Origin of the sequence: Bacteroides sp. D22, assembly GCF_000163675.1 — a bacterium.
GTDB lineage: Bacteria > Bacteroidota > Bacteroidia > Bacteroidales > Bacteroidaceae > Bacteroides > Bacteroides xylanisolvens.
In genome coordinates this window covers 154,894-164,816 of the sequence record NZ_GG774795.1, presented here as the reverse complement: position 1 = coordinate 164,816, position 9,923 = coordinate 154,894, and the positions used below count along the sequence as shown (strand labels likewise).

The window sequence follows — 9,923 nt, the reverse complement described above, 5'->3', positions numbered from 1 at the left end:
ACCGTCAATGAGCCAACAGCTTCAGAGATACCATCTTGTTGCAGATTATCGTAGCCAAGACTGAATCTGAAATCATGGAATAATCCCCTATTTGTAGGAGTATTTTCTTTTTTTGATGTATATTTGTACGTTGTAGATATGACTTGTTGCATTGTAACTCTTAATGATGTGGTGTCTTTAAAGTTACTAAAAAGCAAACATATCTACAACTTTTAATAGGATTAAGAAAGAAGAAGACAGTTGAAATAAAAAAGAGATTACCACCAAATTTGACGAAGAACCTTGAAAAACATAAAAACATCTGCCACCTGCAACGAAACGCGTGTAATGCACTAGTTAATAAATAGTTGGAACGTGGCAGATACCTGCGGCAGATAGGTTGCAGATAAAGTATCTGCAACACGTTATATAATCAAAGAAAAAGCCTTGATTCCTTGATGCAAAGCTATGGGATAATTGGGGTGACTCTATGGAGAATTTGTGGTATCTCTACAGGGAAACGACAGTATCCTTACGTAGAAACTGTAGTGTCCTGCCTTAGAAACTCTCGTTTCCTGCCGTGGAAATTGTAATTTCTAATGCCGGAAACGACAGTTCCCCGCCTGGAAACGGGAAGTTAATGTATACAATAAACTTTTGCACCCATGGAGAATTAGCTTATGTAAGGCTTATACTGTGTGGCAGATACTTTGATCTGCAACCTATCTGCAACAGTATCTGCAACGTTACAACTATCTATTAACTAGTGAATTACACGCGTTTGGTTGCAGGTGGCAGATGTTTTCATGTTTTTTCAACTTTATAGTAGGAGGATTACGCATCAAAATTAGGGTCGCAATCGTAAGTCATAAAACAAATTCACCTCTGCGTCCTCCGTGTCCTCTGTGGTGAAAAGAAGCATTGAATAAATGAAAGAAGAGCGGTGAATGATAAGGAAATCTCCCGTTCATCCACCGCTCTTTATCTTATATACTGATATAAGCTGAACTCCTAAAAATAAAAAGATTAGATTGAAAGCTCTTTCAATACAGTGACAAGATCTCTCTTGATTGGTTTATCATTCTTAATAGCCTTGCTGAACGGTACGTAAACGATTTCATCATGTTCGATTCCGATCATTACGTTACGTTGATCTTCCATAATGGCATCGATAGCAGCAGCACCGAGGCGGCTTGCCAGGATACGGTCGTGGGCAGTCGGGCTACCACCACGTTGCAAGTGACCTAAGATCGTCACACGTACATCGTATTGCGGGTATTCGTTTTTCACACGTTCGGCATAATGCATGGCTCCTCCGGTCAGTTCGCTTTCGGCTACCAATACAATACTACTGTTTTTTGATTTACGGAATCCGTTCTTGATAAACTCTTCCAGTTGGTCGACTTCCGTACTGAATTCCGGAATAATAGCAGCTTCCGCTCCCGAAGCGATCGCTCCGTTCAATGCAAGGAAACCGGCGTCACGTCCCATCACTTCTACAAAGAACAAACGTTCGTGTGAAGTGGCCGTGTCACGTATTTTATCCACAGCGTCCAATATCGTATTTAATGCAGTGTCATATCCGATGGTAGTGTCTGTACCGTAAAGGTCATTATCAATAGTTCCCGGCAGTCCGATACACGGAACATCAAATTCCTGTGCAAAGATGCGTGCACCTGTCAGTGAACCGTCTCCACCAATGATAACCAAGGCATCAATGCCTTCTTTTTTCATATTATCATAAGCCAACTGGCGACCTTCCGGAGTCGTGAACTCTTTACAACGGGCTGTTTTCAGGATAGTACCACCCAACTGTATGATATTACTCACATTCTGACTCTTAAATTCTTTGATTTCACCTGTGACCAGACCTTTATAGCCTCTGTATATACCTTTGACTTGCAATCCATTGTAGATAGCTGCACGTGTCACTGCACGTATAGCAGCGTTCATTCCCGGAGCATCACCTCCGGAGGTCAAAATTCCGATACACTTAACTGTTCCCATATAACAATCTCTCATTAATTAGTTTGACGCGGCAAATGTACAATAAAAAGTTGAAAGCAGTGGTTATGAAGTTTTTTTTCGTATGAAGAAAACATTAAAAATGTTCAAATAGCCCTTTCTTGCTTTCTTTTTATTCATTCGTGTTACTTTGCCGTTTTTTCTTATGTTGCTTTGCTATTATTCTTTATATGAATAAAGCAATTATTCTTTGATAAGCGTCCGAATGTGATTGTAAATCTTCTCCATCAACCATTTCGGAGTAGAAGTCGCCCCACATACACCAATCGATTTTACGTTTTGAAGAAGAGAAGGATCGATTTCTTTCTCGTTATCTATCAAATGCGAATTAGCGTTCACCTTCAAACATTCTTCAAACAACATCTTTCCGTTCGAACTCTTTTTGCCGCTGACGAAGAAGATCAAATCGTGTGTAGCCGCAAACTCCCGGAGCTTAGGCATACGGTTGGCAACCTGACGGCAGATCGTATCATAATATTCGAAAGTCGCCTCCGGTGAAATATGTTGTTTGAAGTATTCTACGATTTCCTGAAATTCGTCCAGTGACTTGGTTGTCTGTGAGAAAAGGCGGATACTTTTATTTAAATCCAGCTTTTTGGCTTCCTCTGCCTTTTCAATCACAATTGCTTTTCCGTCTGTCTGCCCCACCAGCCCCAACACTTCAGCGTGTCCGCTCTTGCCGTAGATGACAATTTGCTTTTCTTCGTCACTGTCTGCCAGATAGTCTTGCCGGATGCGTTTCTGCAAACGTAATACAACCGGACAGGTCGCATCGATAATCTCGATATTATTTTCACGGGCAATCATATAAGTTTCCGGTGGCTCTCCATGCGCCCGGAGCAATACTTTTGCATTTTTCAATTGCTTGAATTCTTCCCGATTGATGGTGATTAATCCCATCGTTTTCAGCCTGTCCACTTCCCGGCTATTGTGCACAATGTCTCCGAGGCAATAGAGTGTTTCTCCCTTTGCCAACTCTTCTTCTGCCTTATGAATGGCTGTCACCACACCAAAGCAGAAGCCGGAACCTTCGTCTATCTCTACCTTGATCATAAAACAAACTATTTACTTACCTTATTAAATTGTTCGAAAAGCCATTTTTTCTGCTCTTCAATCGATAAGTCGGTATTATCCAGGAGCAGCGCATCTTCTGCTTTGCGCAGCGGGCTTACTTCACGGTTCTGATCGATATAATCCCGTTGTTTCACATTTTCCAGAATCTCGTCGAAGCTGGCTTCCTGTCCCTTTGCTTTCAGCTCGTCATAACGGCGTTGAGCACGGATTTCGGGAGTGGCGGTTACAAATATTTTCAGTTCCGCATCCGGGAAAACAGTGGTACCTATGTCCCGGCCATCCATGACAATCCCCTTCTCATTTCCCATTGCTTGTTGTTGAGCTACCATTGCTTCACGTACAAAGTCGAGCGTACTGATAGGACTCACTTTGGAAGAAACCTCCATCGAACGGATTTTATTCTCTACATTCACACCGTTGAGATAAGTGCCGGGACGTCCGGTTTCCTTATTCAGCCGGAACGATATATGAATGTCCTTAATTTCTTTTTTCAGCCTCTCCGTATCGATAACGTCTCCGTCGAAAATTCCGTTTTCTATACTATATAAGGTGACCGCACGATACATGGCTCCGCTGTCAATGTAAATGTAGCCCACTTCACGGGCCAGATCTTTAGCCATTGTGCTTTTTCCGCAAGAGGAAAAACCATCGATTGCAATTGTTATCTTTTTCATATTCAGTTCATCTGATTTGTCCGCCAAAGATACGGTAAATTTGAAAATCAACCATAAGTTTGCCGTTAAAAGGAGCAAGACAAGTACGAAAGAATTAAAAAAGTTAAAAAGCCGGATAAAAAGAGGCAAAGAGGGGAACGAATACATGAAAATGTACTATATTTGCCCGGAGACACATGAAAGGACACTTTTTTTAATCATTATATTAATAAATTTATGGAAGTTAAAAAATCACCCAAAGCAGACCTGGAAGACAAGAAGTCTACATGGTTGCTCGTTGGTTACGTGGTAGTTCTAGCTTTCATGTTCGTGGCGTTCGAATGGACCCAGCGTGACGTGAAGATTGATACAAGCCAGGCAGTAGCTGATGTCGTGTTTGAAGAGGAAATTATTCCTATTACCGAAACCCCTGAACAAGCGGCTCCACCACCACCTGAAGCTCCAAAAGTAGCAGAATTGCTGGAGATTGTGGATGATAAAGCTGATATTGAGGAAACAACAACTATTATCAATGAAGATAACCAAGCTCGTGTAGAAGTAAAATATGTGCCTGTACAAGTTGTTGAAGAAGAACCGGAAGAACAGACTATTTTCGAGGTTGTAGAAAACATGCCGGACTTCCCGGGCGGACAAGCAGCTTTGATGCAGTATCTGGCAAAGAATATTAAATATCCGACTATCGCACAGGAAAACGGAACTCAAGGACGTGTTATCGTACAGTTCGTTGTTAACAAAGACGGTAGTATCGTAGATGCGAAGGTTGTACGTAGCGTTGACCCGTATCTGGATAAAGAAGCCCTCCGTGTGATTAATACCATGCCGAAGTGGAAACCAGGTATGCAGCGCGGAAAACCGGTACGTGTTAAATTTACGGTTCCTGTGATGTTTAGATTGCAGTAATTTGTAATAATATAAATTAGGAGGCTGCTTTCGGCAGCCTCTTTTTATTCATTAATTTTTTTTATTCATCATGTTTACAGCTTCTCAATTACTTGATAAGATAAATAATCATATTTCTGAAATTCAGTTTACCCGGACGCCGAAAGGACTTTATGAACCGATTGAATATATCCTTTCTCTGGGTGGGAAGCGGATACGTCCTGTATTAATGTTGATGGGATATAACTTGTATCGGGAGGATGTGGCGTCTATATACGATCCTGCCACTGCAATTGAAGTTTACCACAACCACACCTTGTTGCATGATGATTTGATGGATCGTTCGGATGTGCGCAGAGGCAAACCTACTGTACACAAAGTATGGAACGATAACACTGCTGTTCTTTCGGGAGATGCTATGTTGATTCTGGCATTTCGCTATATGACGGGATGTCCGCAGGAACATCTGAAAGAAGTGATGGATTTATTCAGTCTGACTACACTTGAGATCTGTGAAGGGCAGCAACTGGATATGGAATTTGAGTCCCGCTGTGATGTGACAGAAGACGAATACATTGAAATGATTCGTTTGAAAACGGCAGTGTTGCTTGCTGCTAGTCTTAAAATCGGTGCAATTTTGGCAGGAGCGACTGCTGAAGATGCAGAGAATCTTTATCATTTTGGAATGCATATTGGAGTTGCATTCCAGTTGCAGGATGATTTGTTGGATGTATATGGAGACCCGGAAGTGTTCGGGAAGAAGATAGGCGGAGACATTCTTTGCAATAAAAAAACATATATGCTTATCAAAGCATTGGAGCACGCAGATGAAAAGCAGCAGGAAGAATTGAATCGTTGGTTGAATGCAGAAACTTTTCAACCAGCAGAAAAAATAGAAGCGGTAACTGAAATCTATAATCAGTTGAATATCCGTAATGTCTGCGAAAACAAAATGCGCGAATATTACACCCTTGCTATGGAAAGCCTGGCTGCAGTCGCCGTTGCAGAAGACAGGAAAAAAGAATTGAAGAATCTTGTGAAATTATTAATGTATCGTGAAATGTAGCTAAGTGTCAGAGATATGCCTTACAGACGATTACCAAATACAGATCAAGCAAGAGTTCGGGCGTTGAAAGCGGCAGTCGAAAAGGGGGAGATGTATAACGTACGTGACTTGGCTATTACATTAAAGACATTATTTGAGGCACGTAATTTCTTACATCGGTTCGAGGCTGCGCAAATTTATTATACACAGTGTTACAACAACCAGTCGCGTGCCAGCCGTAAGCATCAGATGAATGTGAAGACCGCCCGGTTGTATATCTCTCATTTTATCCAGGTACTCAATTTGGCAGTACTTCGCGATGAAATCAAAGTGGCGCATAAAGAATTATATGGCTTACCTGCTTCAAACACAGTGCCGGACCTGTTGAGTGAAGCCGCACTGGTAGAGTGGGGGAAGAAAATAATTGAAGGCGAACAACAAAGAACAACTCAAGGCGGCATACCTATTTATAATCCGACTATTGCACGTGTAAAAGTGCATTATGATATTTTCCTGGAAAGCTACGAACGACAGAAAAACTATCAGGCATTAACCAGTCGCAGTCTTGATGAACTGGCATCCATGCGTGACCGTGCAGATGAATTGATTCTGGATATCTGGAACCAGGTAGAAGCTAAATATCAGGATGTCACTCCCAATGATACCAGATTAGAAAAATGTCGCGACTACGGACTGATATATTATTATCGTTCCAGCGAGAAAGTAAAAGAAGAAAAAGAAATATCATGCTGATAGATACTCATTCTCACCTTTTTGTTGAAGAATTTACCGAAGACCTGCCGCAGGTGATGGAACGTGCACGGAAAGCGGGAGTTTCCTATATTTTCATGCCCAACATAGACAGTACCACCATTGATGCTATGTTGTCAGTGTGTAGGGATTATCCGGGTTTTTGCTATCCGATGATCGGGCTGCACCCGACTTCCGTCAATGAATCCTATGAACAGGAATTAGCAGTTGTACACAAGTACTTGTCGACTTCTAATGAATTTGTGGCTATCGGAGAAATAGGCCTTGACCTTTATTGGGACAAGACTTTTCTGAAAGAACAAATTTTGGCTTTTGAAAAGCAAATAGAGTGGGCACTAGAGTATGACCTTCCGATTGTAATTCATTCAAGAGAAGCATTTGAATATATATATAAGGTAATGGAGCCCTATAAAAAGACACCATTGACCGGCATTTTTCATAGTTTCACCGGGACATCGGAAGAAGCGGCGAAATTGTTGGAATTCGAAGGATTTATGTTAGGCATTAACGGAGTCGTTACTTTTAAGAAATCGACTTTACCGGAAACACTGACGACAGTTCCTTTAGAACGCATTGTGCTCGAAACCGACTCCCCTTATTTAGCTCCTGTGCCGAACCGGGGGAAGAGAAATGAGAGCGCCAATGTAAAAGACACACTTATGAAGGTGGCGGAGATTTATCAGATAACTCCAGAGCACGTAGCAGAGGTCACTTCTGTTAATGCGCTAAAAGTGTTTGGAATCCGCAAATAAGGTTCGAAAGGTTTTAAATTATATTAATTTGCAGTATTTATTCAAGATAAAAGAGGGAGAATGCTTCAAGAAAAGAAAAAAAAGAATACATTTGTAGCTGAAAATGCAGAAAACATGCAGGGAGAGATGCTCGAGTGGTTGAAGAGGCACGCCTGGAAAGCGTGTATACGCCAAAAGTGTATCCGGGGTTCGAATCCCCGTCTCTCCGCAGACATGAAAAAGAGAAGAGAAGTAAATACAATAATAATAATCAATTAATTAATCTTAAAAATTAGACACACAATGAAAAAGTTATTTGCAATTGTTGCTGTGATTGGGGCCTTCACTTTTGGCTCAATTCAACTTGCTCAGGCTCAAGATGCTCCTGCAGCAGAACAAACTGAACAACAAGCTGCTCCTGCCGCTGAAGCTACTACTGCTGCTGCTCCTGCTGCAGAAGAAGGTGGTATTCACAAGGAAATCAAAGTTAAATTCATCGAAGGTACTGCATCTTTCATGAGTTTGGTAGCTATCGCTTTGGTGATCGGTTTGGCTTTCTGTATCGAACGTATCATTTATTTGAGCTTGGCTGAAATCAACACAAAAAAATTCATGGCATCTATCGAAGCTGCTTTGGAAAAAGGTGATGTTGAAGCTGCTAAAGACATTGCTCGTAACACCAGAGGTCCGGTTGCTTCTATTTACTATCAAGGTCTGATGAGAATTGATCAGGGTATTGATGTAGTTGAGAAGTCAGTTGTATCTTACGGTGGTGTACAGGCTGGTTACCTTGAAAAAGGATGTTCTTGGATCACACTGTTTATCGCAATGGCTCCGTCACTCGGATTCTTGGGTACTGTAATCGGTATGGTGCAGGCATTTGATAAAATCCAGCAGGTAGGTGATATCTCTCCGACGGTTGTTGCAGGTGGTATGAAAGTTGCCTTGATTACAACTATCTTCGGTTTGATCGTAGCATTGATCCTTCAGGTATTCTACAACTATGTACTTGCTAAGATTGAAGCTCTGACTAGCGAAATGGAAGATTCTTCTATCTCTTTGTTAGACATGGTAATCAAATATAACTTGAAATACAAAAAATAATCGAAGATGAGTAAGTTAACATATAGAGCATCGTATTATGCACTTTATGCGATGTTTGCCATCATCCTGATCGTATTGTGCCTTTTCTTCTTAGGAGGAGATGCTACAGGCGATGCAGTGATTGCGGGAGTAGATCCCGAGATGTGGCAGCCGGCTCAAACAGACGCCTTACTTTATTTGATGTATGCTTTGTTTGGCATTGCCATTGCAGCTACTATACTTGGTGCAATATTCCAATTTGGAGCAGCTTTGAAAGATAATCCGGCAAATGCTATCAAATCTTTACTTGGTTTGGTTCTTTTAGTTGTTGTTTTAGTTGTTGCTTGGTCTATGGGTGACGGAACACCAATGCAGATTCAAGGCTATAGCGGTACAGACAACGTTCCTTTTTGGCTGAAACTGACTGATATGTTCCTTTATTCTATTTACATCCTGTTGTTTGTAACAGTTGTTGCAATCATCGTGAGTGGCATAAAGAAGAAATTATCCTAATCAATTGAGTAATTCTCAATTAAATAAGTAATAACAATGGCAAGAGGAAAAAGAAAAGTTCCTGATATTAACTCAAGTTCTACGGCGGATATCGCTTTCTTGTTGCTGATCTTCTTCTTGATTACAACATCAATGGATACGGACCGTGGTTTGGCAAGACTTTTGCCTCCACCGCCCGAAGATCAAGATCAGGATAATACTGATAAAATCAAAGAACGTAACGTATTGCAGGTATACTTGAATAAAGATGATGCTTTGATGTGCGGTAATGATTATATTGGTGTTGATCAGTTGAGAGAGAAAGCTAAAGAATTTATTGCTAACGTTGCTAACGCAGAACATATGCCTGAAAAAACACAAAAGAATGTAGAATTCTTTGGCACATATCTGGTTAATGACAAGCATGTAATTTCTTTGCAGAATGACCGTGGATCTTCTTATCAGGCTTATATCAGCGTGCAGAACGAATTGGTGGCTGCATACAATGAATTGAGAGACGAGTTGGCTGAACAGAAATTTGGAACTACATATGCGGAATTGAATGACGATCAGCAAAAAGCGATTCGTGAAATTTATCCGCAACGAATTTCTGAAGCAGAACCTAAAAAATACGGAGAAAAAAAGAAGTAAGTAATGGGAAAATTTAATAAGACTGGTAAACGTGAAATGCCGGCATTGAATACTTCTTCGTTGCCTGACCTTATCTTTACCTTGTTGTTCTTCTTTATGATTGTAACAACAATGCGTGAGGTAACGTTAAAGGTACAGTTTACACTTCCGCAAGGTACTGAACTCGAAAAACTGGAGAAGAAATCGCTGGTAACATTCATCTATGTAGGAGAACCTACACAGGAATATCGCGCAAAAATGGGTACTGAAAGTCGTATTCAGCTCAACGACAGCTATGCTGAAGTGGGTGAAGTACAGGACTTCATTTTCCAGGAACGTGCAAGTATGAATGAAGGTGATGCAGCTAAAATGACTGTATCTCTGAAAGTAGACCAAAAGACAAAGATGGGTATTATTACTGACGTAAAAAATGCTCTTAGAAAATCTTATGCTTTGAAGATTAACTATTCAGCTACTAAACGTGGTGAAAAGTAATTAGTTAATTTGATATATAAAAAGGAAGGGTGTCCAAATCGGTTT

At 40.9% G+C, this 9,923-nt stretch carries 11 protein-coding genes and 1 tRNA gene; 9 read left to right on the top strand and 3 right to left on the bottom strand.

Annotation, left to right across the window (positions count from 1 at the left end):
* Window positions 1–1,005: 1,005 nt before the first annotated feature.
* The 3 genes from pfkA to cmk all read right to left on the bottom strand — a co-directional run bounded on the left by pfkA (window position 1,006) and on the right by cmk (window position 3,899).
* Entirely contained in the window at window positions 1,006–1,986 is a 981-nt protein-coding gene (gene pfkA, locus HMPREF0106_RS23555) for a 6-phosphofructokinase (RefSeq protein WP_004297914.1), read from the bottom strand.
* 201 nt (window positions 1,987–2,187) lie between these two features.
* Window positions 2,188–3,057 (bottom strand): 4-hydroxy-3-methylbut-2-enyl diphosphate reductase, encoded by an 870-nt coding sequence (locus HMPREF0106_RS23560; protein ID WP_009038748.1) that lies wholly within the window; start codon window positions 3,055–3,057, stop codon window positions 2,188–2,190.
* A gap of 8 nt (window positions 3,058–3,065) precedes the next feature.
* Window positions 3,066–3,899: a (d)CMP kinase gene (gene cmk / locus HMPREF0106_RS23565; protein WP_009038747.1), complete on the bottom strand. Its 834-nt coding sequence runs from the start codon at window positions 3,897–3,899 to the stop codon at window positions 3,066–3,068.
* A 69-nt stretch (window positions 3,900–3,968) separates the two neighbouring features.
* Between cmk and HMPREF0106_RS23570 the strand changes: the two genes are divergently transcribed.
* The 9 genes from HMPREF0106_RS23570 to HMPREF0106_RS23610 all read left to right on the top strand — a co-directional run bounded on the left by HMPREF0106_RS23570 (window position 3,969) and on the right by HMPREF0106_RS23610 (window position 9,878).
* The gene (locus tag HMPREF0106_RS23570; RefSeq protein WP_009038746.1) at window positions 3,969–4,652 is read left to right on the top strand and encodes an energy transducer TonB; all 684 of its coding nucleotides are present in this window, start codon (window positions 3,969–3,971) and stop codon (window positions 4,650–4,652) included.
* 70 nt (window positions 4,653–4,722) lie between these two features.
* Window positions 4,723–5,697, top strand: coding sequence for a polyprenyl synthetase family protein (locus HMPREF0106_RS23575; RefSeq protein ID WP_009038745.1), 975 nt, complete (start codon window positions 4,723–4,725; stop codon window positions 5,695–5,697).
* Between the two features lie 15 nt (window positions 5,698–5,712).
* A complete protein-coding gene (locus HMPREF0106_RS23580) occupies window positions 5,713–6,429 on the top strand; it encodes a hypothetical protein (RefSeq protein ID WP_009038744.1) in 717 nt (238 codons plus the stop codon).
* Window positions 6,423–7,199, top strand: a complete 777-nt coding sequence (locus tag HMPREF0106_RS23585) for a TatD family hydrolase (protein WP_004315776.1) — start codon at window positions 6,423–6,425, stop codon at window positions 7,197–7,199. The genes HMPREF0106_RS23580 and HMPREF0106_RS23585 overlap by 7 nt, the downstream gene beginning before the upstream one ends.
* 120 nt (window positions 7,200–7,319) lie before the next feature.
* A tRNA-Ser gene (locus HMPREF0106_RS23590) sits at window positions 7,320–7,407 on the top strand.
* A 74-nt stretch (window positions 7,408–7,481) separates the two neighbouring features.
* Window positions 7,482–8,282: a MotA/TolQ/ExbB proton channel family protein gene (locus tag HMPREF0106_RS23595; protein ID WP_004315775.1), complete on the top strand. Its 801-nt coding sequence runs from the start codon at window positions 7,482–7,484 to the stop codon at window positions 8,280–8,282.
* Between the two features lie 6 nt (window positions 8,283–8,288).
* Window positions 8,289–8,774, top strand: a complete 486-nt coding sequence (locus tag HMPREF0106_RS23600; protein ID WP_009038743.1) for a hypothetical protein — start codon at window positions 8,289–8,291, stop codon at window positions 8,772–8,774.
* 36 nt (window positions 8,775–8,810) lie between these two features.
* On the top strand, window positions 8,811–9,404 hold the full coding sequence (locus HMPREF0106_RS23605; protein WP_004315773.1) for an ExbD/TolR family protein: 594 nt from the start codon (window positions 8,811–8,813) through the stop codon (window positions 9,402–9,404).
* 3 nt (window positions 9,405–9,407) lie between these two features.
* Entirely contained in the window at window positions 9,408–9,878 is a 471-nt protein-coding gene (locus HMPREF0106_RS23610) for an ExbD/TolR family protein (protein WP_004315772.1), read from the top strand.
* The last annotated feature ends 45 nt before the right edge of the window (window positions 9,879–9,923 follow it).

What these genes read in the sequence shown, in the direction of transcription:
- HMPREF0106_RS23560 (WP_009038748.1), bottom strand. Translation starts at nt 3,057, where the DNA reads ATGATCAAGGTAGAGATAGACGAAGGTTCCGGCTTCTGCTTTGGTGTG.
- HMPREF0106_RS23605 (WP_004315773.1), top strand. Translation starts at nt 8,811, where the DNA reads ATGGCAAGAGGAAAAAGAAAAGTTCCTGATATTAACTCAAGTTCTACG.
- HMPREF0106_RS23595 (WP_004315775.1), top strand. Translation starts at nt 7,482, where the DNA reads ATGAAAAAGTTATTTGCAATTGTTGCTGTGATTGGGGCCTTCACTTTT.
- HMPREF0106_RS23575 (WP_009038745.1), top strand. Translation starts at nt 4,723, where the DNA reads ATGTTTACAGCTTCTCAATTACTTGATAAGATAAATAATCATATTTCT.
- pfkA (WP_004297914.1), bottom strand. Translation starts at nt 1,986, where the DNA reads ATGGGAACAGTTAAGTGTATCGGAATTTTGACCTCCGGAGGTGATGCT.
- HMPREF0106_RS23570 (WP_009038746.1), top strand. Translation starts at nt 3,969, where the DNA reads ATGGAAGTTAAAAAATCACCCAAAGCAGACCTGGAAGACAAGAAGTCT.
- HMPREF0106_RS23600 (WP_009038743.1), top strand. Translation starts at nt 8,289, where the DNA reads ATGAGTAAGTTAACATATAGAGCATCGTATTATGCACTTTATGCGATG.
- cmk (WP_009038747.1), bottom strand. Translation starts at nt 3,899, where the DNA reads ATGTATTCGTTCCCCTCTTTGCCTCTTTTTATCCGGCTTTTTAACTTT.
- HMPREF0106_RS23580 (WP_009038744.1), top strand. Translation starts at nt 5,713, where the DNA reads ATGCCTTACAGACGATTACCAAATACAGATCAAGCAAGAGTTCGGGCG.
- HMPREF0106_RS23585 (WP_004315776.1), top strand. Translation starts at nt 6,423, where the DNA reads ATGCTGATAGATACTCATTCTCACCTTTTTGTTGAAGAATTTACCGAA.
- HMPREF0106_RS23610 (WP_004315772.1), top strand. Translation starts at nt 9,408, where the DNA reads ATGGGAAAATTTAATAAGACTGGTAAACGTGAAATGCCGGCATTGAAT.